We start from the raw sequence: 24,350 nt of genomic DNA on the forward strand, positions 1-24,350 counted from the left end.
GGCCCCCTCGCCCCGGGACGGCGCTTCCGGCAGACTGTGCGCCCGCGCATCCGCACCCTGATGCCCGCGTGGGTCGGTGGGGCATGCCACCATCGTGCGGGCGGTGACTGGTGATACGAGACCAAGAAGAGACCATGAAGCAGCAGGGCGTGCACCCCGAGGGCGGGGCGGGCAGCCCTGACGCCCCAGCGCGTCCCGGCACCGCCGGCGGCACGGGCTCCCGCCGCGACGACACGCGGCGGGAGGGCGCCGACCCGCGCGAGCACGACCGTGCGGGAAACACCGGCACCCCCGGGCACAACGGCGCCGAGGACGCCGGCACGCCCAGGAACAGCGGCACGGAGAACACCGGCACGTCCAAGAACACCGGCACGTCCAAGAACAGCGGCACGGAGAACACCGGCACGTCCGAAGACGGCGGCACGCGCGCGCGTGAGAACCATCACCACGAGACCGAGGGGGCGCACGTCCCGGAGAACACACCCCCCGACCACGGTCCGGGCGCAGACGACGATCCGCGCGCCGAGGCCGTGGAGGGCGACGAACCGCTGCTCCCCGCGCGCGTGCACCGCCCCTCCGACCTCATGCGGCTGCTGGTGGGCCTGCTCGCCATCGTGGTGCTGCTCGCGATCGCCGCGTTCGCGCACGGCACCACCTCGGGCCTCGAACAGGACATCAACAAGGGCACCGGGCAGGCCCCCGACCTGCTGATCAAGATCGCGGGACTGGCGTCCAGCATCGCGATCCTGCTGGTACCGGTCGCCTTCGCGATCGAGCGGCTGATCAAACGGGACGGGCTGCGCATCGCCGACGGCGTCCTCGCGGCCGTCCTCGCCCACGGAGTGACCCTGGCGACCGACCTGTGGGTCGCGCGGGCCGCACCGGACTCGATCCAGCAGGCGCTCACCCAGCCCTCGCCGGGCGACATCCACGTCCTGACCGACCCCGTGCACGGCTATCTGGCCCCCGTCATCGCCTACATGACGGCCGTCGGCATGTCCCGCAGACCCCGATGGCGCGCGGTGCTGTGGATGGTGCTGCTGCTCGACGCGTTCTCGATGCTGGTCACGGGCTACACGACCCCGTTCTCGATCATCCTGACGGTGCTGATCGGCTGGACCATCGCCTACGGCACGCTGTACGCGGTCGGCTCCCCCAACATCCGCCCCACCGGACAGACCCTGATGGCGGGCCTGCGACACGTCGGCTTCCACCCCGTCAGCGCGGCCCGCGAGGAGGCCGTGGAGTCGGAGAACGGCGACCGGGGCCGGCGCTATTTCGTCACCCTGGAGGACGGCCCGCCGCTGGACGTCACGGTCGTGGACCGGGAACAGCAGGCCCAGGGCTTCTTCTACCGCGCGTGGCGCAATCTCACCCTGCGCGGCTTCGCCACCCGCTCCAGCCTGCAGTCGCTGCGCCAGGCCCTGGAGCAGGAGGCGCTGCTGGCGTACGCGGCGATCGCGGCCGGAGCCAACGCGCCCAAGCTGATCGCCACCTCCGAACTGGGCCCGGATGCCGTGATGCTCGTCTACGAGCACTCCGGCGGGCGCACGCTGGACTCGCTGGCCGACGCGGAGATCACCGACGAGCTGCTGCGCAACACCTGGCACCAGGTGCAGGCGCTGCAGTCGCGGCGCATCGCGCACCGCCGGCTCGCGGGTGACGCGATTCTGGTGGATCGTTCCGGCAGGGTGATCCTCACCGAGCTGCGCGGCGGCGAGATCGCGGCCGGCGAGCTGCTGCTGCGCATGGACGTGGCGCAGCTGGTCACGACGCTGGGTCTGCGGGTGGGCGCCGAACGGGCCGTGGCCTCGGCGGTCGGCGTGCTCGGCCCCGACGCCGTCGCCGACTGTCTGCCAATGCTCCAGCCGATCGCGCTGACGCGCTCCACGCGCGCGACGCTGCGCCGACTGGCCCGCGAACGCTCCCAGCGCGAGCGGGAAGCGGTCCTCGACGCGTCCCGGCAGGCCAAGCAGGCCCGTCTGGAGGAGGCCGCCGAGACCAGCGGGCCCACCACCCTTGAGGAGCCCGGCAAGAAGCTGGAAAAGCCCGACAAGAAGACGGTCCGCGCCGAGCAGCGGGCCGAGCGGCGGGCCATCGACGAAGCCCTCGAAGAGGCCCGCGAGGAGGATCTGCTCACCCAGATCCGGCACGAGGTGCTGCGGATCAGGCCGCAGGCCCCCGTGGAGCCGGCCCGGCTGGAGCGGGTGCGGCCGCGCACCCTCATCAGCTTCATCGCGGGTGCGATCGGCGCGTACTACCTGCTGACGCAGCTCACCCACATCCAGTTCGGCACGCTGTTCGCGCAGGCCCAATGGGGCTGGGTGTGCGCCGCGGTGGCGTTCTCCGCGCTCAGCTATGTCGCCGCGGCGATGGCACTGCTGGGATTCGTGCCGGAGCGGGTGCCGTTCCTGCGGACCGTGGCCGCCCAGGTCGCCGGGTCCTTCGTGAAGATCGTGGCGCCTGCCGCGGTCGGCGGTGTCGCCCTCAACACACGCTTCCTGCAGCGCGCCGGCGTGCGCGCCGGGCTCGCGGTGGCGAGCGTCGGCGCGTCGCAGTTGTTCGGGCTCGGCTGCCACATCCTGATGCTGCTGTCCTTCGGCTATCTGACCGGTACCGAGAAGACGCCCTCGCTGTCGCCGTCCCGTACGGTCATCGCCGGTCTGCTGACGGTGGCGGTGCTGGTGCTCGTGGTGACCTCGGTGCCGTTCCTGCGGAAATTCGTCGTCACGCGCGTGCGGTCGCTGTTCGCCGGTGTCGTACCGCGCATGCTCGACGTGCTGCAGCGGCCGCAGAAGCTCGTCACCGGCATCGGCGGCATGCTCCTGCTGACGGCCTGCTTCGTGATGTGCCTGGACGCCTCCGTCCGGGCGTTCGGCGGCGGCACGGTCTCGCTCAGCATCGCCAGCGTCGCCGTCGTCTTCCTCGCCGGAAACGCCCTCGGGTCCGCGGCGCCCACCCCGGGCGGCGTGGGCGCGGTGGAGGCGAGCCTCACACTCGGCCTGATCGCCTTCGGCCTGCCCAAGGAGGTCGCCGCGCCGGCCGTGCTGCTGTACCGCCTGCTGACGCTGTGGCTGCCGGTACTCCCGGGCTGGCTGGCCTTCAACCACCTCACCCGCAAGGGAGCCCTGTAAGCGCAAGGGAACCCTGTGGTGAGAGCCCTGTGGTGAGAGGACGGGCCCCACGTAGGCGCCCCGCGTAGGCACCCCGCGTAGGCAGGGAGGCGTGCGCCCCGTAGGCACCGCGTGCGCGTACCTCGTACGGCCCGCGCCCCGCGCGCGGTGGCGTGCGCGCCGCCAGGATGGGGAACATGGCGAATCCCTCCCGGCTGCGCGCCGCCGCCCTGACCACCACCGCTCTGTTGCTCTCCGCCCTGCTGGCCGGTTGCGGCGACGGCGCCGGCCAGGACGGCGACCTCTCGGCGCAGCAGCTGGACTGGAAGGACTGCCCGGCTCCGTCCGAGGCGGAGGGCGGCGGCGCCGCCCCGTCGCCGCTGCCGGGCGGCGGCGCCTGGCAGTGCGCCACCATGAAGGCGCCGTTGGACTGGAGCCGTCCCAAGGGCGACACCATCGACATCGCCCTGATCCGCGCCAAGGCCAGCGGCCCCGCGAGCCGGCGGATCGGCTCGCTGGTCTTCAACTTCGGCGGGCCCGGCGGCAGCGGTGTCACCACGCTGCCCGCGTTCGGCGAGGACTACGCCGCCCTGCGCACCCGCTACGACCTGGTCAGCTTCGATCCGCGCGGGGTCGGCCGCAGCGCACCGGTGAAGTGCGAGAGCGACGCCCAGCTGGACGTGTACTTCCAGCAGGACGCGACCCCCGACAACAACGCCGAGCGCACCGCGCTGGTGAACCGCACCAAGCAGTTCAACGCGGCCTGTGAGAAGAACTCGCAGCAGATCATTCCCCACGTGGCGACCACGGACGCGGCCCGCGACATGGACCTGATGCGCCAGGTCCTCGGCGACGACAAGCTGCACTACTTCGGCATCTCCTACGGCACCGAACTCGGCGGCGTCTACGCCCACTTGTTCCCCAAGAACGTCGGCCGTGCCGTGCTCGACGGCGTCGTCGACCCCACGGAGAACGCCGAGCAGAGCGCGCTCGGACAGGCCAAGGGCTTCCAGCTCGCGCTCGACAACTTCGCCCAGGACTGCACCTCGAAGACCTCGGAGTGCCCGATCGGCAACACCGCGCAGGACGTGAAGGACCGCATCGCGAAACTCCTCAACGACCTGGAGAAGAAGCCGATCCCGGGCATCGCGCCCCGCCGGCTCACCCAGACCGCCGCGACCAACGGCATCGCGCAGTCCCTGTACTCCAAGGATTTCTGGGAGTACCTCACCGAGGGCCTGGAGCGGGCGTACGAGGGCGACGGCAAGATTCTGATGCTGCTGTCCGACTCGATGAACGGCCGGAGCGAGAACGGCGAGTACAGCAACATCACCGCGGCGAACACCGCCATCAACTGTGCCGACGAAAAGCCGCGGTACACCGCCGACTACGTACAGCAGAAGCTGCCCGAGTTCCGTGCCGCCTCCCCGCTGTTCGGGGACTATCTGGCCTGGGGCATGGTCAGCTGCACCGACTGGGCCGTGCCGGGCGCCGCTGACCATCCCGACGTCAGCGCCCCCGGCTCGGCGCCCATCCTCGTCGTCGGCAACACCGGCGACCCGGCCACCCCGTACGAGGGCGCGCAGAAGATGGTCGAGGCGCTCGGCAAGGGCGTCGGCGTCGAGCTCACGTACAAGGGCCAGGGGCACGGTGCGTACGACAGCAAGGACAAGTGCGTACAGAGCGCGGTGAACGACTACCTGCTGGACGGCAAGGAGCCGAAGACCGGCGCGGTCTGTTCCTGAGGCACACGGGAGCCCGTGTACGGCGTCACTTCTCGGCCCGCTGGGTGATGGCCGCCTCGGTACGGTCTCCCAGAAACTCGTACCAACGGCGTTCGAGGCAGACGTAGCGCACGTCCGCTTCGACGAGGCTGAGGAAACCCGACACGGTCTCGCTGAGACGTTGTTGCAGCCCCGGATCGGCCAGCGTTCCGTCTTCGGCGAAGGCCTGGTAGCTGTTGGCCACGCTGAACATGTCCGGGTAGACACGGGTGCCCAGGTGTTCCAGGGGAATCCGCAGAGCCCACAACCCGCGGTTGCCGCCGACCAGCGACGGCGAGGCGGAGACGAGCAGCGCGTGCTTGGTCTTGAACGGCTGCGGCCGGACACGCGAGACCCAGTCGATCGCGTTCTTCAGCACTCCCGGCACGGAGGCGTTGTACTCCGGCGAGGAAATGACGAGGGCGTCGCTCTGCTCTAGCCGGTCGCGCAGGGCGAGGGCGCCGTGCGGCAGCCCTTCGCCGGTCTCCATGTCACCGTCGTACAAGGGCATGTCGAAATCGCGCATGCTGGCGAGGTCGACGGCGGCACCGGTGTCGGAGATGAGCCGGGCCACGAGGGAGGCGAGACGGGCGTTGGTCGAATCGGCCCGCAGGGCCGCGCCGAAGATCAGGAACCGCAGCGGGCCGGGAAGCGAGTCCGTGGGCATGGGTCCGTCCTTCCATCGCGGGCAAGCGCCTCCAGCAGGGCGCCCCACCGACCAGTGTGGTTCCCCGACGGACATCACGCGACAGGGGAGGACCGCAGCTGTGCCGTCCTGGGACCGTCCGCGGCCAGCCGACGCCAACCTCACCGGCGCTGGCCGGCATTACCTCGATTCTTCTCCTGTCCAAACCAAGACGAGGCTCATCGACTATGAGCTACTAAGAGTGCGAAACGAAATAACCCACGGCCAATATCTAAGTGTCGACGCGGATTCATATGAAGAGTTGCATTTAGAAGTTCTCGGGATCATGGGTTTCGTTCGAAATACCGTTGGCGCCGCAGCGGAGAACCAGACATACCGAAGACGCAAGGAACTCTAGGTTTTACTTCAAGCGGGTATTGGTAATGCCATCCTGGATGGCCCCGCTCACCGACCTGAGCCCACGCCATTTCGGCAAGCTGGTCACCACCCTGGCCGTGCGCCAGACCGTCTCAGTTTCCGTCTCATTCGCCGCCGTTCAAGCGCGACCATCCGCATGGGGTCGTCCCAGCACTGCCCTGCCCATGAACTCAGGTGAACGAGCCTGCACTCCGCCCAGCAGGGGACCAACAGACTTGGAAAGCCTGCACTCGGCGAAGTGTGCTCGACGTACTGACCCGCGTGCGCCCGGGTCGCCTAGTGCCGTCGGCCATGCGCCCTGCCCTGTGCAGGCAAGGTGCGCCAGGCTGGATGTTCAGACGCAGGGCTGACCAACGGGAGGGGCGACCGTGGGTGAGTGGAAGCAGGGGAAGTGCGGTTGGCCGACGGTGACTGGGAAACGTTGCCAGAACAAGACGGTCAAGGGCACGTCGCGCTGCTACCTCCACCAAGGTGACTGGACGAAGCGCGGCCAAGCCGAGCTGAAGAAGAGGGCGAGCAAGCGCCGCAAGAAGTGATCCGGAGCCGCGGGGGTGAGTGTCTGACTGCGTGACAACCCCGACGAACAGCAGCGGACGAGCGCAGACGCCCACGGACGATTGCCGCAGGTGAGTGCCACACCAGCCCGAGGCAGCGCCCCCACCCAAGTTGCTTCGGGACGAAGAGGTCAGTGCCAGCCACTGTGCGCGCCGATGGATCGAGCGACGATGGTGCGCAACAGGTAGGTTGACCATGGTCGTTCAGAACGCGGTGGCTGGCTTGGGGGACTCCGTGGATGAGGACGAAATCAGGCGTGCGGTTGCGCGAGGGATGCGGGACTACGAGAAGTCCCGCCCGAAGCCCAAGGGGATCGTCGCGGAGGCGGAGAGCGCCATAGGTGGTTGCGTAGCGATGTTCTTCGTGGCCTTGGTGATTCTGGGCATCGTCGCTGCCTGCAGCAGGTGACGCACCTTCCCGGCACGCACCACCGGCGCGATTTCTGGGCCGTCCCTGGGCCGTGCGAGGCCGACCGACGCCAACCAACAACGACAGAAGCCCACGGCATCCGAGCAGCTCAGAGCCGTGGGCTTCGTCAGTCCCGCTGGTGAGCGGAAGCGGCGGTCAGTAGACCGGCTTGTGGGGTTCGATCTGGTTGACCCAGCCGATGACGCCGCCGCCGACGTGGACGGCGTCGGCGAAGCCCGCGGACTTCAGGACGGCGAGGACTTCCGCACTGCGGACACCCGTCTTGCAATGCAGGACGATCTTCTTGTCCTGCGGGAGGGTCTCCAGGGCGGCGCCCATGAGGAACTCGTTCTTCGGGATCAGCTTGGCGCCCGGGATGGAGACGATCTCGTACTCGTTCGGCTCGCGGACATCGATGATCTCGATGTTCTCGCCCTCGTCGATCCACTCCTTGAGCTGCTTCGGAGTGATCGTCGAGCCGAGGGCGGCCTCCTGGGCCTCCTCCGACACGACGCCGCAGAAGGCCTCGTAGTCGATGAGCTCGGTGACGGTCGGGTTCTCGCCGCAGACCGCGCAGTTCGGGTCCTTGCGGACCTTGACCTGGCGGTACTGCATCTCCAGGGCGTCGTAGATCATCAGGCGGCCGACCAGCGGCTCGCCGATGCCCGCGAGGAGCTTGATGGCCTCGTTGACCTGGATGGAGCCGATGGACGCGCACAGCACGCCCAGCACGCCGCCCTCGGCGCAGGAGGGGACCATGCCGGGGGGCGGGGGCTCCGGGTAGAGGCAGCGGTAGCAGGGGCCGTGCTCGGACCAGAAGACGGAGGCCTGGCCGTCGAAGCGGTAGATCGAACCCCATACGTACGGCTTGTTCAGCAGCACGCAGGCGTCGTTGACCAGGTAGCGGGTCGCGAAGTTGTCCGTGCCGTCGACGATCAGGTCGTACTGGCTGAAGATGTCCATCACGTTCTCGGCCTCGAGCCGCTCTTCGTGAAGGACCACGTTCACGTACGGGTTGATGCCCTTGACGGTGTCACGGGCGGACTCGGCCTTGGAACGGCCGATGTCGGACTGGCTGTGGATGATCTGGCGCTGCAGGTTCGACTCGTCGACCTCGTCGAACTCCACGATGCCGAGGGTGCCCACGCCCGCGGCGGCCAGGTACATCAGCGCCGGCGAGCCCAGGCCGCCGGCGCCCACACAGAGCACCTTGGCGTTCTTCAGCCGCTTCTGCCCGTCCATGCCCACGTCGGGGATGATCAGGTGGCGGGAGTACCTGCGGACCTCGTCTACGGTGAGCTCAGCAGCCGGCTCAACCAGGGGTGGCAGCGACACGGGGACTCCGTTGGTCGGTCAATCACTACGGTTGTTCTCCCCGTAACACTGCCACGGCCTTCTTCATTCCGAGACACCTGTTCCGATACGCGAGACGATTTCGTCCCAGTAGCCGGGCATCGTCTCCCAGGGGTCGGCGCGGCCGCGGCGGTCCGTGCGGTCTGTGAAGTAGATCGTGGCCGCTCCCTGCCAGCGTGCGATGCGCAGCGCCTCCTCCAGGTGGCCGCGGGGCACGCTGTGCACGAAGTGGCAGAAGCGGTCGGGCGGGTAGTCGGCGGTCCACTCGGCGGCCTGCGACCAGCGGTAGTCGGACCAGGCGCCGGCGAAGGTCACCAACTGGTCGGCGTGGTCCGCGTACCCGGGGTGCGGGTGGCTGCCGTGGCCGAGGACGATGTGGGCGGTGTCACTGATCGCCCGGAGCGTGGTGACCGCGCGGCGGACCTCGGGCAGCGCGGTGCGGTCGCTGGGGCAGCGGTCCAGGAAGAAGCCGTCGGCCCGGTACCAGTCCAGGTGGCGTTGGGCGTCGGCGACCAGGTCGCCGAAGGCGCGGGCACCGTGGGTGAGGTCCAGGTGGCCGAGGACGCGGACGCCGGCGCCCCGCAGCCGGCCCGCGGCTTCCAGACAGTGCGGGTCCGGGCGGGTGCCGGGGCCCGCGGCGACGTTGAGGACCACCCAGTCCAGCGGGGTGCCCGGGCGGGAGAGCTCGGCCCACTGGGCGGGGGCGACGAGCGGGTGGGCGAAGCCGGGGATGCCGAGGGTGGTGCGCAGGCCGGTGCTCGTGGTGCCCGCTGTGGTGCTGGTCAGATGCGGCATGCCGCCTCCATCCAGATGTCGGCCAGGGATTCTTCGAGGTTGATGCGGGGCCGCCAGCCGAGCCGGTCGCGCGCGGTGCGCACATCGGCCTGCTGCCAGCTGCCGCAGCCGTCCGGGTACGGGTACGCCACCGGGGCCGCGTGATCGGAGTCGGGGCGCGGGTGTCCGATGGCGCCGCGCAGCGGGCCGGGCGGGGCGTCGAGCTCGTGCAGGGCACCGCTGTACCCCGCCACGCGCGCGAGGACGGCGGCGGCGTCGCGCAGGCGCACGGCGCGGCCGGAGCCGATGTTGATGACGCCCTGGGCGGCGGAGAGCGAGGCGGCGTGCACGGCGCGGGCGACGTCGCGTACGTCGATGAAGTCGCGCTGGACGCCGAGGCCGCCGAGCTTGAGTTCACCGTCGCCGGACTGCATGGCCCGCCGCATGGCCTCGGCGAGCCGGCCCAGCGGGGAGCCGGCCGGGGTGCCGGGCCCGGCCGGCGAGAAGACCCGCAGGACGACCGCGTCCAGGCCGGAGCCGAGGACCAGTTCGGTCGCGGCGAGCTTGCTGACGCCGTACGGGCCGCCGGGGCGCGGTACGGCGTCCTCGGCGGTGGAGGAGCCGGGCTGGCTCGGCCCGTACTCGGAGCTGCACCCGATCTGCACCAGACGGGCGCCGCAGCCGCTGCGGCGCAGGGCCTCGCAGACGGTGGCCACGGCCACGGTGTTGTGCCGGGTGAGTTCGCGGGCGCCGCCGCGGATGGCGCCCGCGCAGTTGATCACGACCCCGGGGTGCACCGCGTCCAGGAAGCGGGTGAGTGCGCCGGGGCTGCCGGTGGCGAGGTCGAAGCGGACGTCGGCGTCGTCGCCGCGGCCGAGCGCGGTGAGCTGGACGGCCGGGTCGGCGAGCAGACGGTCGGCGACGAAGCGGCCGAGGTATCCGTTGGCTCCGATCAGCAGAACCCTCATCGGGCGGCTCCCGGGGTGTGGGCACTGACGTGACGGGCGGGGCCGGTGTGCCGGGCACGGGTGGCACGACTGACGAGGCTGCCGATACGACTCGCAGGAGCGCCCTGTCCGGTCGAGCCGCTGTGCCCGGCGAGGCCGACCGGCGCGGTGGGCCGGAAAGTCGCGGTGGGCCGGGAAGGCGCGCTGGTCCAAGAAGGCTCGGTGAGCCACGAAGGCGCGGTGGGTCCGCCCGCTCTGACGGGGCCGGCGGATCCGGTGAGTCCCCGGACTCCGGCTCCGGCGGTCCCGGCGGCTTCTGCGCCCGCGGCTGTGACAGCTGCGGGCGCGCCGGCGGTTCCGGGGGCTCCGGACGCTCCGGGTCGGGAGGTGGTCATCTGGCGTTCTCCTTCAAAAGGGGTGGTGCGACCGCCTGCGGCGGTGATTGGGGGTGGTGCGGCCGCCCACGGCGGTGGTGCGGGCCGGTGGCGGAAGGTTCACTCGGGGGCTCCCGTGGGCGCGTGTGCCGAGGCCTGGGTGAGGGTGCGGCCGGCGTGGACCAGCAGGACCAGCGCCGCGATGCCGCAGCCGAGGGCCGGGACGGCGGCCGCGCCCCAGGCGTTCACGAGGGTCCGTACAGGGGTCGCCAGGACCACACAGCCGGGCAGCCGCGCGGCCAGCGGCAGGGCGACGGCCACCGCCTCCGTGGCCGCCGCCGCGCCCAGCACCACGGCCGGGGCGTGCCGGTGGTGGTGCACGCTGAGCAGCCGGGCGAGCAGCAGCAGGGCGCCCAGGGCAAGGGTCTGCGGGCAGGCCGGGCTTTCCCGCAGGACGGTGCCGCACACCACGAGCAGTGCGGTGAACGCGCCCACGAACAGGGCGAACGCGCCGAACAGCAGCGGTTTGGCGGCGGCCGTGAAGTCCTCCAGGCCCCGGCTGCCGGCGAGCCTGCGGCGGGCACCCGCGGCGAGCAGATGGGCGCACCAGGCGGCCGGGGCGCAGGCCAGCGTGAGGGCGAGGGCGGGCGCGGTGGCGGTGGGCCAGGAGCCGTTCGGGGTGCCGGTCGGCAGGGCGTCGGGGCCGCCCGTCACGGCGGCGTTGAGGAGACCGTCGCCGAGGACGGCGTACCCGAGCAGCCAGAGGGTCCACGCGCGCGTGCCGTTCGCCGCGCGCCACGCGTGCGTGCCGGTGCTTCCCGCGCACCATGCGTGCGTGCCGGTGCTCGATGCGCGCCACGCGTGTGTGCCGGTGCCGGTCGGGCCGGCGAGGGGTCCGCGGCGCAGTGCGGCACGCAGGGCGAGGGCGACGGCCAGGACACCGGTGCAGGCGACCAGGACGCGAGGGTGACCGTGGGTGAGGCGGAGTCCGGCCACGGTGGCCGCGCCGAGGGCGCCGGGCAGGAGGGTGAGCAGGATCCAGTCCGCGCGGACGCGGGGTGCGGGCGGGGGCTCGGTCCTGGGGCCCCGCTCGCCGCCTCGCGGCACGCGCGCGTACAGCTCCTCGGCGAGCGAGAAGACGTCGCGGTGGCGGAAGCGGGCGGCGGTCCGGTCGGTGACGCCTTGCGCCTCCAGCCCGGCCACGATCTCCAACGGGTCCACGGCCCGCTCGCACAGGTCGCGGTGCCGGTGCAGCAACGCTTTCACGGGGTCGGCGGTCCCCCTCCGGGGCACGGCGACGCGCCGCTTGCCCGGCTCGGGGCTGCTCGAATCCCGGTCGCCGGAAGGCGAGTTGAGCGACAGCGGGTCGTCCGGTTCCGCCCGCGCCACGACGCTCGCCGCAAGCGATCCGGGGCCGGTCCGGTCGGCCCAGCCAGTCTGGTCGGTCCGGTCGGTCCTGTCGGTCCATCCGGTCCAGCCAGTCCGGTCGGTTCTGTCGGCGTGACCGGCAAGGCTGTCCGCGCCGGGCACGGAAGCGGTCGGCGCGGAAGAGCCCGCGCGATCCGACGAGGTTGCGCCGGACCAGGCCGCCCCGTCACCCCGGTCTCCCTCGCCACCCCGGTCTCCCTCGCCCCACTCCCACTCCCCCGACCGCGAGTCCCAGGGTTCCGCCCCCCTGGGCATCCCCGGCAGGTCCAGCGCGCCCGGCGCACTCCCCGCGCGCGCCCCGTCACCGGAAGCCCCCGACACGGCGGCCGAACCCGTGCCTTCCGGCTTCCCCGGCGCCGCCCATCCGCTCAACTCGCCCACCGCGCACTCCCCGTCCCCGTCGGCGCGGTCGTCCCGAACGCTCATCACGCCCCCTCCGCAGCGGTCAGCGGTGTCGTGCGCACCGGTGGGGCCGTGGCCCAGCCGGGGACGGTCCGGGGCAGGACGCGGGCCGTGGGGCCGGTCCAGCGGCCGGGGACGTGGGACTCGGCGGGGGTGGCGAACGGCAGGGGCGCGCCGGCCTCGTCGAGGACGACCCGGCGGACCGGGCAGTGCGAGACGATCTCCAGGTAAATGCCGTGAAATGCCGCGATGTTCTGCTCGACGGTGAACAGTTCGAGCGCGCGGGCGCGCGCGGCGGCGCCCAGGCGCTCACGGCGCTCGGGGTCGCGCAGCAGGGCCACGCACGCCTCCGCGAGCGCCCGCGGATTGCGCGGGGGCACGACGAGCCCGGTGCCCCCGATGACCTCCACCACCGCGCCGACGTCGGTGGAGACCGTGGCCCTGCCGCAGAACATGGCCTCGATCAGGCCGATCGGGAAGCCCTCGACCACGCTGGACAGCACGACGACCGCGCCGGCGGCGTACGCGTCGGGCAGCGTGGGGGCCTCCGGGCCGCCGATCTCCTCGAAGGAGACCGGGTTGTCGCCGACGGCGTGCACGCCCTCCGCCTCGTCCGGGAAGAGCTGGGCGGCGAGCGCCCGGCAGTGGCCGAGGTAGGCCGCGCCCTCGGGTCCGCAGGGCGCGCCGACGATCCTGAGGCGCGCCTTGGGCTCCTCCTTGCGGACCTCGGCGAAGGCGTGCAGCAGCGAGATGAGGTCCTTGGCGGGTTCGACGCGCCCGACCCAGATCAGGGTGTCCGGGTCGGCGCGGTCCGGGGCCTCGCCGACCTCCGCGAAGCGGCCGGCGTCCATGCCCGGGTGGACGGTGCGGATCCTGGCCCGCTCGGCGCCGCACCGTTCCTGCCAGCGCCGGGCGTGGGAGTTGCCGGGCGTGAGGAGCTCGGCCCGCCGGTAGACCTCGGCGGCGAGCCGGCCCTGGAAGGCGCCGAGCAGCGCGCGTACGGCGGGGGCGGCGGTGTCGGGGCCGAGGGCCAGGTAGTGCGAGCGGAGTTGCACGCCGTACTCGGTGACGAGCAGCGGCACGCCGGAGAAGTGCCGGGCGAGCAGCCCGGGGAGGGCGGCGGGGCCTCCGGCGGCGGCGTGGCAGAGGTCGGCCGCGCCGAGTCCGTCGTCGCCGTACCAGTCGAGCGAGAGGGGGCGCAGGGCGCGTTCGAGGTGCGCGGTGACGGTGAGCAGATCGGGTACGCGCGCCTCGTGCGCCGTGCGCAGCGCGCCGGGGGCGCGACAGGCGCGTTCGAGGGCGTGCACGGCGGCGTCCGAGCGCAGGGCGCCGACCAGCCCGCCCTGTTCGCGGGCGAGTTCGGCGAGCCCGTAGAGCGCGCTGCCGAAACGGTCCGGCAGATCGGTGGCCGCACCCTCGGAGGCGGCGTCGACGCCGGCTCCGGCGCACATCGCCCCGACGAGTTCGCCGTAGCACTCGGTGAAGCGCCGGCGCGCGCGCCGCCCGTAGGCGACCCCGTCGTCCTCGGACGTCCACAGCGGCGCCGTGCGCACCCGGCCGACCTGTGGCGGCAGCGGGACCCAGCCGTCCTCCTCCTGGCGCCGGCTGCGGCTGAGCGCGTAGATGTCGAACTCGTGCTGCCCGAGCCCGCGCACGAGCCGGTCGCACCAGAGCCCGGCGTCACCGCCCACATACGGGTAGCCACCCTCGGTAAGCAGTCCGATGCGCACGTGTGCACCCCCGATCTCCCGTCTGGGGAGCCACCGTTGTCCCGGCGGCTCGCAGCGGTGACGAACGTAAGGGGACAAGGCGGTGGTGCGACGGACGGTTGTCCGTCGCACCACCAAAAGGGGTGAACGGTCGTAACTTTCGCGTGCGGGTCGCGTTCGGCCGCGCTAAGGCCTCACACGGCGATCAACCGAGCACGAAACGTTACGCCACGGCCGGCTCGCGCCGGGCCTCGCGCCGCCGCGCCGCCAGCTCCGGGTCGAGCGCGGGTACGGCGGCCAGGAGCTGCCTGGTGTACGGCTCGCGCGGGCTGTCGTACACCTCGTCGGCCGGCCCGTACTCGACGATCCGGCCCCGGCGCATCACCGCGACCCGGTCGCTGACCTGCCGTACGACGGCGAGGTCGTGGGCGATGAAGACCAGCGCGAGGCCGAGTTCCCGCTGGAGTTCGCCGAGCAGCTCGACCACCTGCGCCTGCGTGGTCACGTCGAGCGCGGAGACCGGCTCGTCGCAGACGATGACGCGCGGTTCGGCGGCGAGCGCCCGGGCGATGCCGACGCGCTGGCGCTGGCCGCCGCTGAACTCGTGCGGGTAGCGGTCGTAGTGCGCCCTGTCGAGCCCCACGCGCTCCAGCAGTTCCGTCACGCGCCCCCGGATGTCCTGCTCATCATGTTCGCCACGCGCGCGTAGCGGGTCGGCGATGGACTCGCCCACGCTGCGGCGGGGGTTGAGGGAGGAGACGGGGTCCTGGAAGACCATCTGGACGGCCGGGTTCACGCCGGTGTGCGGGTGGCCCGCGTAGCGGAGCGCGCCGGCCGTCGGCTCCAGCAGCCCGACCAGCATCCGGCCGAGCGTGGTCTTGCCGCTGCCGCTCTCGCCGACCACGCCGAGGGTCTCGCCCCGGCGTACGGTCAGCGAGACGTCGTCCACGGCCGCGAAGGCCCGCTTGCCTCGCCCGAACTCGCGCCGCAGTCCGGCGGCCTCCAGCACGACCTCGTCGGATGCCTGGGAACCGGTGCGGCGGGCGTCCACGCGCGGGACGGCGTCGAGGAGTTCCCGGGTGTACGCCTCGGCGGGCGCCGCGAGGACCGTGCCGACGGGGCCGTGCTCGACGGCCCTGCCGTGCCGCATCACGAGGACGTCGTCCACGCTCTCGGCGGCGACACCCACGTCGTGCGTGACGAGCAGCAGGCCCATGCCGGTCTCCTCGCGCAGCGTGTGCAGCAGGTCGAGGATCTGCGCCTGGACGGTGACGTCGAGGGCGGTGGTCGGCTCGTCGGCGATCAGCAGGTCCGGCTCGCAGGCGAGCGCCATGGCGATGAGGGCGCGCTGGCGCATGCCGCCGCTGAACTCGTGCGGCCGGGACCGGGAGCGCCGTACCGCGTCCGGAATTCCCACCCGCTCCAGCACCTCCACGGCACGCGCGCGTGCGGTACGACGCGACACGCGCGTGTGTACGCGATGGACCTCGGCTATCTGGTCGCCGATCGCGTAGTACGGGTCGAGCGAGGACAGCGGGTCCTGGAAGACCATGGCGGCCTTCGCCCCGCGCAGCCGCCGCAGCTCCTCGTCCGGGGCGGCCTGTACGTCCGTGCCGGCCACCCGCACCGAGCCGGTGACCCGGGCCCCGGTGCCCCGGTGCAGGCCCAGCAGGGCGCCCGCGACCGTGGACTTGCCGGAGCCGGACTCGCCGACGAGGGCCAGCGCGGCCCCCTTCGCCAGGCTGAAGGAGAGTCCGTCCACGGCCCGCAGGGAGCCGAACTCGACCGTGAGGCCGGTGACGTCGACCAGGCTCATACGAGCACCACCCGTCGGTCGGCCACCGCGTACAGGACGTCCGCGACGGCGTTGGCGAGGACCACGAAGAAGCCGATGACCAGAACCATGCCGACCACCACCGGCAGGTCCACGACCTTCACCGCGTGCACCAGCTCCTGGCCGACGCCCGGCAGGCCGAACAGGGTCTCGGTGAGCACGGCACCGCCGACGGCCGAGCCGAAGGTGACGGCGTTGAGCGCGACGACGGACGCGGTCGCACCCCGCAGCGCGTGCCGGGCGATGATCGCGCGCTCTCCGACGCCGTACGCGCGGAAGGTGCGGATGTGGTCCTCGGCGAGGGTCTCCAGCATCGACGCCCGGGTCAGCCGGGCGAAGTTGGCCGACTCGATGAGGGCGAGGGAGAGCCAGGGCAGCAGCAGGTTCCACGCCCACTGTTCGGGGTCGTCGGTGAAGTTCACGTACTCCGGGAAGGGCAGCAGCTGCAGCTCGCCGCAGACGACGATCATCAGGACCAGGCCGATGACGAAGACGGGCGTGGCGACACCGGCCAGGGTGAGCGCGGTCAGGGCGCGCTCGCTGAAGCGGCCGCGCCGCCAGGCGGACAGCACGCCGGTGCCGACGCCGAGCAGCAGCCAGATCACCATCGCGCCGAGCACCAGCGAGAAGCTCACCGGCAGCCTGGTCAGGATGATGCCGGTGACCTGCTGGTCGGTCTGGTACGACTGGCCCAGGCAGGGCGCCGCGCAGTGCTCCACGGATGTGCCGGTGGAGAAGTCCTGGCCGACGAAGAGGCCCTGCAGGAAGTGCCAGTAGCGCACGTACAGCGGGTCGTCGAGGTGGAGTTGCTGGGCCACCTGGTGGACCTGGGCCGGGGAGCAGCGCGGGCCGCAGGTGATCTGGGCGACGTTGCCGGGGGTGACGTAGAAGACGACGTAGATGATCACCGAGAGCGCGAACAGGGTGACCACGGCGCCGATGACACGGCGCAGGACGAAGCCGGTGAGGCCGTTCATGCCCGGTCCTCCTTGTTCTGCTCCGGTCCGGAGGTCTCCGCGTTCTGCTCCGGTCCGGAGGTCTCCGCGTTCTGCTCCGGTCCGGAGGTCTCCGCGCGGGCCTCGCGCTTGCGGCCGGTGCCGATGCGCAGGCGGGAGGCCGCGCGGGGGTCGAGGGCGACGCGGACGCCGTCGCCGAGGACGGTCAGCGCGAACACGGTCACGAACAGGGCCGCGGCGGGCAGCAGCAGATACTGCGGGGCCGCCTGGTACCAGACGTCGGCGGAGGTGAGCATCTGTCCCCACGACGGCGTCGGCGGCTTCACCCCGACGCCGAGGAAGGACAGGGCGGCCTCGGCGCTGATGTTCGACGGGATCAGCAGCGCCGCGTAGGTGATGACGGGCGCGGCGAGGCCGGGCAGCAGTTCGCGTACGGCGGTCCGCCAGGTGCTCCAGCCGCTGAGCCGGGACGCGGCGACGTAGTCGAGGTTCTTCAGGGTGAGGGTCTGGGCGCGCACCATCTTCGCCGTCGTGCTCCAGCCGGAGACCAGGGAGATGACCAGCGCGACCAGGACGGGCCGCGGGAAGCCGTCGGGCACGATGGCCAGCAGCGCGAGTGCCATGACCATCAGCGGCATCGCGACGAAGATGTCGGTGATCCGGCTCAGGACCAGGTCGGCCCAGCGGTTGCCGAGGCCGGACGCCACGCCCATGGCGACGCCCAGGACCACCTGGACCACCGTGGCCGCCAGCGCGACGCCCAGCGACACCCGCGCCCCGTAGACCAGCCGGGCGAACATGTCGCGGCCGGTCTGCGGTTCGACGCCCAGCCAGTGGTCGGCGCCGATGCCGCCGAAGGAGCCGAGGGGCACGCCCCCGCGCGCGGAGTCGATCAGGGACGGGTGGTACGTGGTGGGGTCCTGGCCCTCCAGGGCGGTGAGCAGCGGCGCGGCGAGCGCGATCAGGACGAGCAGCGCGACGACGGCCGCGGCGACCAGGGCGGCGCGCTGCGCGCGCAGCCGCCGCCAGAACTGACGGGCCCCGAGACCGCCGGGGCGGCGGTGTCCGCCCCGGCGGTCTCGACGGCGACAAGTGCCTCGCTCACGACGCTACTTCACCGCGACCTGGGAGATGTCCAGCACGCCGGTCCAGTCGCTGATGACGATGTTCTTGACGTCCGAGCCGTACAGACGCTTGTAGACCGGGTGGAACAACGGCACGACGAGGGCCTGCTCGCCGATCTTCTTGTCCAGGGCACCCCATCGCTTGGCGGCCGCGTCAAGGTCGGTCAACTTGTTGATCGCGTCAATCTCGTCATTGACCGACGTGTCATTGAGCAGGCCCGTGTTGAAGTTCGCGCCGTCCTTGACGATCTGCCGGCCGTCGAAGATCGGGGCGAGGAAGGGACCGCCGGAGGGCCAGTCGGCACCCCAGTGCGCGAGGAAGAAGCCGGGCTCGGTCTTCACGCTGTGGATCTTGTCCCGGTAGTCGTTGTCCTCCAGGCCCTGCAGCTTGACCGTTATGCCGGCCTTCTTGAGCGCGTCCTGGACGGCGGTCGCGATCTCCGGGCTGGTCTCGAAGTCCTTGGCGTTGGAGTGGGTCAGCGTGATGGTGAGCCCGCTCTTGTAACCGGCTTGGGCGAGCAGTTCCCGGGCCTTCGCCGCGTTGCCGGACGCGCCCGCCGGGAACGGGTCGTACGGCGTGTAGCCGAAGGACTTCTGGTTGGGCAGGAAGGTGGTGGCGGGCTCGGCGAGCGCGCTGCCGCCGGCCGCGTTGACCACCGAGGACCGGTCGATGGCGTACGCGATCGCCTGCCGCACCCTGGGGTTGCCGAACGGCTTCACGGTCGGGTTGAACGCGAGGTAGTTCGTGTAGCCGAAGTGGCCGGTGCCCACGCGCGCGGCGAGTTGCTTGTCCCCGCTGACCTTGGCGAGTTCGGCCGGTCCGAGGTTGGTGTCCGTGGTGACCGCGGCCGCGTCCGCCCCCTGGGACGCGGACAGCCGCTGGTTGATCACGGAGGAGTCGAGACCGGAGCGGACGTCGACGGTGTCCGGGTACGCCTTGCGCTCGGCGTCGGTCGCCGTGGACCAGTACGTGTTGCGCTCCAGCACGACATGCTCGCCGTCGTTCTCGTTCTTGACGACCTTGTACGGGCCGGACGAGATCGGGTGCGCCTCGTACTTGGTGCCGTTGTCCTTGCTCTGGGGCACCGGTGCGAACTGCGTCTGCGTGGCGAGGAACGGGAACTCGCCCTCGGGCTTGTCCAGATGGAAGACGATGGTCCGGGCGTCCGGCGTCTCGATCGCCGAGAGCCCCTTCTTGTCCTTGTACGGCCCCTGGTAATCGGCGGCGCCGGACAGCCAGTCACGCAGGTACGGCGCGCCGCCGGACAGCTCGGGCGCGAAGGAGCGCTCGATGCCGTACTTGATGTCGGCCGAGGTGATGGGCGTACCGTCCTCGTACTTGAGGCCCTTCTTCAAGGTGTACGTCCACACGGTCGCGTCCTTGTTGGGGCGTCCGGTGTCGGTGGCGAGGTCGGGGACGACCTTGGAACCGGCCGCGCCGTTCTCGCGGTTGCGCGTGGTGAGGGTGCGGAAGACCAGCGAAGGGACGTTTCCGCCGCCGGAGGTGTAGAGGCGGGCCGGGTCGAAGTCGGTCTGCGGCTGGGAGTTCAGCACCGTCAGGGTGCCGCCCTTGTGAGGCGTGGAGTCGCCACCGGAGCCCTTGGCATCGTTGTCCTTCGGGCCGCAGGCGGCGACGCCCGCTGCCACGACCAGGCTGACGGATGCCGCTGCCACGCGGCGCGCTCTGACGGACGGTTGACGCATCGGAATGACGACCTCTCGGGGAAATGATCGAGACCCTGATCAGGGACTTCTCGAAAAGTGAGACATGCGGACGAGGAGTGAGACGACTGCGAGCAGACGTCGGCCCCGGGCTTCGGGTCGCCGAAAAATCCGTGACACGGTCACGGACGGAGGAGAAGAGAAGGTCGCGACGCGAACGCCGGGGAGGCGGCGTCAGCGACAGTCGATGTCGGCCACGCAGAGCGCGGTCACGCCGATGAGCGCCAGCTCGATGGCTGCGCTCTCACGGACGGCATGACTAGACCACATGCGCAGAAATATGAACGACCATGCGCCTCGTGTCAATGTGACGTAAGCGGCGCCCGTCAACTCCCGGGATACGGCCAGGGATTGGGCAGACAGTGGATTCCGTCATGGTCGAGGAACTTGGTCTGCTGCTGCATGACGGGAGCGAGTTCGCCGTTCTTCTGGCAGCTCACATGGCCGTATCCGAGCCGGTGGCCGACCTCATGATTGATCAACATTTGCCGGTAAGGGTAGATTTTGTCCCCGTATGTCTTGCTGCCCTGGGCCCACCTGTATGCATTGATCATCACTCGTTCGGTGGAGGCGGAGTCGCAGGAGACGTTGTCCTCCGTGGTGTCCAGCCCGGACTTGGCGCACCACTGGGCGGTCGTACCGGGGCTCGCCAGCGTGATCACGAAGTCGGGCCTGCCGGAGGAGATCCGCTCGAAGGTACGGGCGCCGCCGTGGGCCCAACTGCGGTCGTCGTTCAGGGTCTTCTGCACGGCCTCGGCGAACAGCTCGCCGTCCAGGCCCATGCCCTGCTCGATGTCCACACGGTAGGTGTACTTCCGTCCGGTGCCCGGCGCCTTGGCGAAACCGGGCACCACGGCGAACTTCCCCGAGCCCTTCAGCGTGGCGCTGAGCGGGTACGTCCGGTCCATCTTCTGCTCGTACGACAGCGTGACCGTGCCGGGCAAGGAGGACGGGGCCCGACCGCCCCCGGTGCGCGCGTCACCGGCCTGGTCGGGCACGGACCGCGACTGCGTGCCGCCGGCGTCCTTCGACTCGGCCACCTGTCCGGCGACGACCACCGCGAGCACGGTGGTGACGGCGGCCGCCGCGATCCCCGTGAGGGTCCGGCCGCGAAGCACTCCCTGGGAGGTGGCTCCGTCGTCCCGCGACTGCGGGTGCGCGGTGGCTGCTCGCGCGGTTCCCCGCGCCCCTTCAGGGGCGTCTGCCGCAGGCGCGTCGGCCGGGTGCTCCTCGGCGGGGCGCGGCTCCCCCGTGCGGGGCGCGAAGACGTCGATGTCGTCGTCGAGCCCGACGGTGCCGTCGAGTCCGACGGTGCCGTCGAGTCCGACGGTGCCGTCGCGCCCGTCGGTGAAGGCGTCGAGATACTCCTGCCGAGGCCCGCCTCCGGGCCCCGGCCCCGGCCCCGCCGACCGCTGCCGCGGAAGGACGACCCCGGGCCCGCCGGCCCCCACGAACTCACCCCAGCCACCACCGGCTTCCCGCTGCTCGGGATGCCCACCACGAGCGACAGCACCCTCGTGGAAACGGGGCACGCCGCGCGCGGGGGTGCCGTCGGGGAACCTCGGAACACCGCGCGCCGGAGTCCCGTCAGGGAACCGGGGCACGCCGCGCGCCGGGGTGCCATCGGGGAACCTCGGCACACCATGAGCCGGAGTCCCGTCAGGAAGCCTGGGGACACCGTGTGCGGGCGTGGCGCCCATCGGCGCCTGTCGCTGCCCCGGCAGCAGCGGCTGCCCGCCTCGCGGCGCAGCGGCGCCGAACGGACCGGTCGCCGCGCCGGACGCACCGGTCGCCGTTCCGGGCGCGCCCGGAACGCCCCCACGCCCCTGAGCGTGCGGTGTCCCGGCCGCGCTTCCCTGCCCCGGGATGTCCCTGCCGTCTCCCGGGCGGGTCCCCTGCCGGGGGGTGCGCTGTGCGGTTATGTCTGCGGAGTCGTCCTTGGGGGCCGGGCCCCGGCGACTGTGGCGTCCCACGCGGGCCTCAGCTCCCCGCACCCGGGACGGTGACGGGGTCTTCGCGATCCGCGCCCGGCTCCCCGGTGTCCGTGAGGAGTTCGCGGAACGCCGTCGCCACCACGTTCGGGTACTCCATCATCGCCACGTGCCCGGCGTCCGGCAGGGACAGCAGGCGGGAGTCACGGAAGGAGCGGGCGGCGCGGCCGGCCATGCGGTAGCCGACGAGCTGGTCGCGGCCGCCGTAGATGAGCAGGGTCGGCGCGAGCACGCGCTCGGCCTGGCGCCACAGCCCGTGCTGTCCGCCGAGCGTGTACGCGTTGACGATCCCGCGCGCGGAGCGGGCCATCGCGTCCCAGAAGTACGGCAGCCGCAGCCGCCGCTCCAGCTCCTCGACGGCGTCCTGGAACGCCTCGGGTGACACGCGCGAGGGGTCGCCGTAGCAGAGCGCCATGACCCCGCGCACCCGCTGCTCGGCCGTCCACTCCTTGGTGAGCCGGGTGAACAGGGCGGCGACCCCGGGCACGCCGAGCAGTGCGGTCGGCGCCGCGGTGCGCTGGATGCGCAGCTCCGGCAGGGCGGGCGACACGAGGGTGAGCGTACGGACGAGATCGGGGCGTACGGCGGCCACGCGCGTCGTGACCGCGCCGCCGAGCGAGTTGCCGAACAGATGGACCGGGCCACGCCCTGCCGCGTCGAGATAGCGGATCACCGCGCGCGCGTGCCCGGTGACGGAGTAGTTCCCGTCGTCAGGGGGCGGCGAGTCGCCGAAGCCCGGCAGGTCGAGCGCCTCGCTGTCGACGACGCCGTCCAGCTGGGCCATCAGCGTCGACCAGTTCTGCGAGGAACCGCCGAGCCCGTGGACGTAGAGCGCGGGCGGCAGGCCCTCGTCCGCGGGATTGCGGGACCGGATCGACAGGGTGACTCCGGGCAGCCCCACGGACCGCAGCCGCTCGCCCTCACCGACCCGGACGGGCGGCGCCACCTCCGGAAGCACACTGGCGGCCGGCACGGACGGCGACTCGGTCGAAGACATGCGGCAATGTTACGAGGTGATCACGCCGGGGTTCGTGTGTTCGCGGTCACAGAGTGAACGCTGAGTGACGAGTGAAACGGACGAGTGCGCGCGGAACGTACGTGATCGGCGACACCGGTGTGGACCGGTGAACAAGGGCGACGAACGGGCGAGACGGCATGGCGTCCGGGATGGCTGTCTCATAGGCTCATACCGAGGGCACCCGTATGTGGCCCCTGCCGCTTCCAGGGACGTTCGTAGGAAGGGAGCCCACCATGGCCTATGACCCCACAGAGCCCGACGCGACCGAGGATCTGGAGGCGGACCCGGCCGAGATCGACGTCGAGGCCCCCGAGGTGGACGCCGCCGAGCAGCACGCCGCCCTTTCACCGGACACCGACGACCCGCTGACGGGCGTGGACCAGGACCGTGCGAACGTGGCCGATCTGGTCGAACAGACGCGTGTCGTCACACTCGACGAGGACGACTACCGCTGACCTCCGACCTCGGCCACCACCGACCTCGACACGGTCCCGCGGCCGCGCGAGGAGCAGGGTGCCGCTTCCGCCGCCGTCCGGTACGTGAAATTCTGCGCTCGCACCGCGCACACCACGGTTACCGAAAAGTACGATGGCCGCGCGGCTGAGACCGCGAAATGGACGACTTTGGGAGGCGGCGTGACAGCCATCGAGCAAACTGAGGCGGCCCGCCCGCGTGGCACCCGTCTGCCGCGCCGAGCCCGACGGAACCAGCTCCTGGGCGCGGCCCAGGAGGTCTTCGTCGCGCAGGGCTATCACGCCGCGGCGATGGACGACATCGCCGAGCGGGCCGGCGTGAGCAAGCCGGTGCTCTACCAGCACTTCCCCGGCAAGCTCGACCTGTATCTGGCCCTGCTGGACCAGCACTGCGAGGCGCTGATCCAGTCGGTGCGGGGCGCGCTGGCCTCGACGACCGACAACAAGCAGCGCGTCCGGGCCACGATGGACGCCTATTTCGCGTACGTCGAGGACGACGGCGGCGCCTTCCGGCTGGTCTTCGAGTCGGACCTGACGAACGAGCCCGCGGTCCGCGAGCGCGTCGACAAGGTCACGAACGACTGCGCCGAGGCGATCTGCGAGGTGATCGCCGAGGACACCGGTCTGTCGCGCGCGGAGTCGATGCTGCTCGCCTCCGGCCTCGGCGGTCTCGCCCAGGTGGTGGCCCGCTCCTGGCTGCACAGCGACCGCAGCGTGCCGCGCGACCAGGCGGTTCAGCTGCTGGCCTCGCTGGCCTGGCGGGGCATCGCCGGCTTCCCGCTGCACGGCACCCAACACCACTGACGGCCTTTTGTTCCCGCGCCCTGTTCGCTGACGGCGTTCCGGCCCGCAGCGTGTGCGTCCCCTCACCGGACTAATGTGTGCTGGGTACGGCGCGGAAGATCGCGCACATCAGTGACCGTCGGAGGGACAAAGCCGTGGAGGTCAAGATCGGCGTGCAGTACGCGCCCCGCGAGATCGTTCTGGAGAGCGGTCAGAGCGTCGAGGAGGTCGAGCGTCTGGTGTCCGACGCCCTGTCCGGCAAGACGCAGCTGCTGAGCCTCCAGGACGAGAAGGGCCGCAAGGTCCTGGTGCCGACCGACCGCCTGGCGTACGTGGAGATCGGCGAGCCGACTGTGCGCAAGGTGGGGTTCGGCGCCCTGTAGGCCGTCGTAGTGAAAAGGGCCTGGCGGCCGCGTGCCGCCGGGCCCTTTCGCATGAGGCGGGCACCCGGTCCCCCCTAGGCTTCTCCATGAACTGTGCGCACAGTTGGCGCACAACTCCTCCACAGCGGAGGATTGCAATCCGCAGGTCACGGGTATGACGGGCTACGACCGTATCTG

The 24,350-nt window shown here is 71.5% G+C and carries 20 protein-coding genes and 1 pseudogene; 8 read left to right on the top strand and 13 right to left on the bottom strand.

From position 1 onward, the window contains the following. The first annotated feature begins 134 nt into the window (after positions 1-134). Both AB5L52_RS15625 and AB5L52_RS15630 read left to right on the top strand, forming a co-directional pair. The gene (locus AB5L52_RS15625) at positions 135-3,134 is read left to right on the top strand and encodes a lysylphosphatidylglycerol synthase domain-containing protein (RefSeq protein ID WP_369364560.1); all 3,000 of its coding nucleotides are present in this window, start codon (positions 135-137) and stop codon (positions 3,132-3,134) included. A gap of 176 nt (positions 3,135-3,310) precedes the next feature. Then, complete coding sequence (locus AB5L52_RS15630; protein WP_369364562.1) at positions 3,311-4,858, top strand: alpha/beta hydrolase; 1,548 nt, start codon at positions 3,311-3,313, stop codon at positions 4,856-4,858. 25 nt (positions 4,859-4,883) lie between these two features. Here the strand turns inward: AB5L52_RS15630 and AB5L52_RS15635 are convergent, their stop codons facing one another. After that, positions 4,884-5,543 carry an NAD(P)H-dependent oxidoreductase gene (locus AB5L52_RS15635; protein WP_351024097.1) on the bottom strand — a complete coding sequence of 220 codons (660 nt, stop codon included), beginning with the start codon at positions 5,541-5,543 and terminating at the stop codon, positions 4,884-4,886. Here AB5L52_RS15635 and AB5L52_RS15640 point away from each other — a divergent pair. From AB5L52_RS15640 to AB5L52_RS15650, 3 genes are all read left to right on the top strand, one after another. Further along, a complete protein-coding gene (locus tag AB5L52_RS15640) occupies positions 5,542-5,919 on the top strand; it encodes an MAE_28990/MAE_18760 family HEPN-like nuclease (protein WP_369368882.1) in 378 nt (125 codons plus the stop codon). The genes AB5L52_RS15635 and AB5L52_RS15640 overlap by 2 nt on opposite strands. A gap of 427 nt (positions 5,920-6,346) precedes the next feature. Then, positions 6,347-6,475: a hypothetical protein gene (locus tag AB5L52_RS15645; protein WP_351024100.1), complete on the top strand. Its 129-nt coding sequence runs from the start codon at positions 6,347-6,349 to the stop codon at positions 6,473-6,475. A gap of 214 nt (positions 6,476-6,689) precedes the next feature. Continuing rightward, positions 6,690-6,902: a hypothetical protein gene (locus AB5L52_RS15650; protein ID WP_351574804.1), complete on the top strand. Its 213-nt coding sequence runs from the start codon at positions 6,690-6,692 to the stop codon at positions 6,900-6,902. Positions 6,903-7,058: 156 nt separating this feature from the next. Here AB5L52_RS15650 and moeZ read toward each other — a convergent pair whose 3' ends face one another. The 12 genes and pseudogenes from moeZ to AB5L52_RS15710 form a co-directional block, all read right to left on the bottom strand. Then, complete coding sequence (gene moeZ / locus AB5L52_RS15655; RefSeq protein ID WP_351574801.1) at positions 7,059-8,237, bottom strand: adenylyltransferase/sulfurtransferase MoeZ; 1,179 nt, start codon at positions 8,235-8,237, stop codon at positions 7,059-7,061. A 63-nt stretch (positions 8,238-8,300) separates the two neighbouring features. After that, the gene (locus tag AB5L52_RS15660) at positions 8,301-9,050 is read right to left on the bottom strand and encodes a spherulation-specific family 4 protein (RefSeq protein ID WP_369364565.1); all 750 of its coding nucleotides are present in this window, start codon (positions 9,048-9,050) and stop codon (positions 8,301-8,303) included. Next, complete coding sequence (locus tag AB5L52_RS15665; RefSeq protein WP_351024111.1) at positions 9,038-9,997, bottom strand: NAD-dependent epimerase/dehydratase family protein; 960 nt, start codon at positions 9,995-9,997, stop codon at positions 9,038-9,040. The genes AB5L52_RS15660 and AB5L52_RS15665 overlap by 13 nt, the downstream gene beginning before the upstream one ends. Before the next feature lie 473 nt (positions 9,998-10,470). Next, complete coding sequence (locus AB5L52_RS15670; RefSeq protein WP_369368883.1) at positions 10,471-11,739, bottom strand: hypothetical protein; 1,269 nt, start codon at positions 11,737-11,739, stop codon at positions 10,471-10,473. Between the two features lie 464 nt (positions 11,740-12,203). Continuing rightward, positions 12,204-13,910: a DUF3492 domain-containing protein gene (locus tag AB5L52_RS15675; protein ID WP_369364568.1), complete on the bottom strand. Its 1,707-nt coding sequence runs from the start codon at positions 13,908-13,910 to the stop codon at positions 12,204-12,206. Between the two features lie 202 nt (positions 13,911-14,112). Beyond that, a complete protein-coding gene (locus AB5L52_RS15680) occupies positions 14,113-15,705 on the bottom strand; it encodes an ABC transporter ATP-binding protein (protein ID WP_351024116.1) in 1,593 nt (530 codons plus the stop codon). Beyond that, positions 15,702-16,700: an ABC transporter permease gene (locus AB5L52_RS15685; RefSeq protein ID WP_369364570.1), complete on the bottom strand. Its 999-nt coding sequence runs from the start codon at positions 16,698-16,700 to the stop codon at positions 15,702-15,704. The genes AB5L52_RS15680 and AB5L52_RS15685 overlap by 4 nt, the downstream gene beginning before the upstream one ends. Beyond that, positions 16,697-17,784 (bottom strand): annotated as a pseudogene (locus AB5L52_RS15690) (ABC transporter permease). Before AB5L52_RS15690 ends, AB5L52_RS15685 begins: the two are co-directional and overlap by 4 nt. Before the next feature lie 4 nt (positions 17,785-17,788). Beyond that, positions 17,789-19,507 carry an ABC transporter substrate-binding protein gene (locus AB5L52_RS15695; RefSeq protein WP_369364572.1) on the bottom strand — a complete coding sequence of 573 codons (1,719 nt, stop codon included), beginning with the start codon at positions 19,505-19,507 and terminating at the stop codon, positions 17,789-17,791. A gap of 192 nt (positions 19,508-19,699) precedes the next feature. Next, entirely contained in the window at positions 19,700-19,795 is a 96-nt protein-coding gene (locus AB5L52_RS15700; RefSeq protein WP_351024127.1) for an Ms4533A family Cys-rich leader peptide, read from the bottom strand. 56 nt (positions 19,796-19,851) lie between these two features. Beyond that, the gene (locus AB5L52_RS15705) at positions 19,852-21,498 is read right to left on the bottom strand and encodes a DUF3152 domain-containing protein (protein ID WP_369364574.1); all 1,647 of its coding nucleotides are present in this window, start codon (positions 21,496-21,498) and stop codon (positions 19,852-19,854) included. A 7-nt stretch (positions 21,499-21,505) separates the two neighbouring features. After that, entirely contained in the window at positions 21,506-22,513 is a 1,008-nt protein-coding gene (locus tag AB5L52_RS15710; RefSeq protein ID WP_351562138.1) for an alpha/beta hydrolase, read from the bottom strand. A 254-nt stretch (positions 22,514-22,767) separates the two neighbouring features. On the opposite strand from AB5L52_RS15710, the gene AB5L52_RS15715 reads away from it, so the two are divergent. The 3 genes from AB5L52_RS15715 (at position 22,768) to AB5L52_RS15725 (ending at position 24,173) form a co-directional block, all read left to right on the top strand. Further along, entirely contained in the window at positions 22,768-22,989 is a 222-nt protein-coding gene (locus AB5L52_RS15715; RefSeq protein WP_351024136.1) for a hypothetical protein, read from the top strand. A gap of 180 nt (positions 22,990-23,169) precedes the next feature. Continuing rightward, positions 23,170-23,811 (top strand): TetR/AcrR family transcriptional regulator, encoded by a 642-nt coding sequence (locus tag AB5L52_RS15720; RefSeq protein WP_369364577.1) that lies wholly within the window; start codon positions 23,170-23,172, stop codon positions 23,809-23,811. Between the two features lie 134 nt (positions 23,812-23,945). Beyond that, positions 23,946-24,173: a DUF3107 domain-containing protein gene (locus tag AB5L52_RS15725; RefSeq protein ID WP_351024142.1), complete on the top strand. Its 228-nt coding sequence runs from the start codon at positions 23,946-23,948 to the stop codon at positions 24,171-24,173. Positions 24,174-24,350: the final 177 nt, after the last annotated feature.

Source organism: Streptomyces sp. CG4, assembly GCF_041080655.1.
Lineage (GTDB): Bacteria > Actinomycetota > Actinomycetes > Streptomycetales > Streptomycetaceae > Streptomyces.

Coding starts and splice junctions, on each gene's coding strand:
- AB5L52_RS15625 (WP_369364560.1), top strand. CDS start 135: ATGAAGCAGCAGGGCGTGCACCCCGAGGGCGGGGCGGGCAGCCCTGAC.
- AB5L52_RS15630 (WP_369364562.1), top strand. CDS start 3,311: ATGGCGAATCCCTCCCGGCTGCGCGCCGCCGCCCTGACCACCACCGCT.
- AB5L52_RS15640 (WP_369368882.1), top strand. CDS start 5,542: ATGGGTCCGTCCTTCCATCGCGGGCAAGCGCCTCCAGCAGGGCGCCCC.
- AB5L52_RS15635 (WP_351024097.1), bottom strand. CDS start 5,543: ATGCCCACGGACTCGCTTCCCGGCCCGCTGCGGTTCCTGATCTTCGGC.
- AB5L52_RS15650 (WP_351574804.1), top strand. CDS start 6,690: ATGGTCGTTCAGAACGCGGTGGCTGGCTTGGGGGACTCCGTGGATGAG.
- AB5L52_RS15660 (WP_369364565.1), bottom strand. CDS start 9,050: ATGCCGCATCTGACCAGCACCACAGCGGGCACCACGAGCACCGGCCTG.
- AB5L52_RS15665 (WP_351024111.1), bottom strand. CDS start 9,997: ATGAGGGTTCTGCTGATCGGAGCCAACGGATACCTCGGCCGCTTCGTC.
- AB5L52_RS15680 (WP_351024116.1), bottom strand. CDS start 15,705: ATGAGCCTGGTCGACGTCACCGGCCTCACGGTCGAGTTCGGCTCCCTG.
- AB5L52_RS15685 (WP_369364570.1), bottom strand. CDS start 16,700: ATGAACGGCCTCACCGGCTTCGTCCTGCGCCGTGTCATCGGCGCCGTG.
- AB5L52_RS15695 (WP_369364572.1), bottom strand. CDS start 19,507: ATGCGTCAACCGTCCGTCAGAGCGCGCCGCGTGGCAGCGGCATCCGTC.
- AB5L52_RS15700 (WP_351024127.1), bottom strand. CDS start 19,795: ATGTGGTCTAGTCATGCCGTCCGTGAGAGCGCAGCCATCGAGCTGGCG.
- AB5L52_RS15710 (WP_351562138.1), bottom strand. CDS start 22,513: ATGTCTTCGACCGAGTCGCCGTCCGTGCCGGCCGCCAGTGTGCTTCCG.
- AB5L52_RS15715 (WP_351024136.1), top strand. CDS start 22,768: ATGGCCTATGACCCCACAGAGCCCGACGCGACCGAGGATCTGGAGGCG.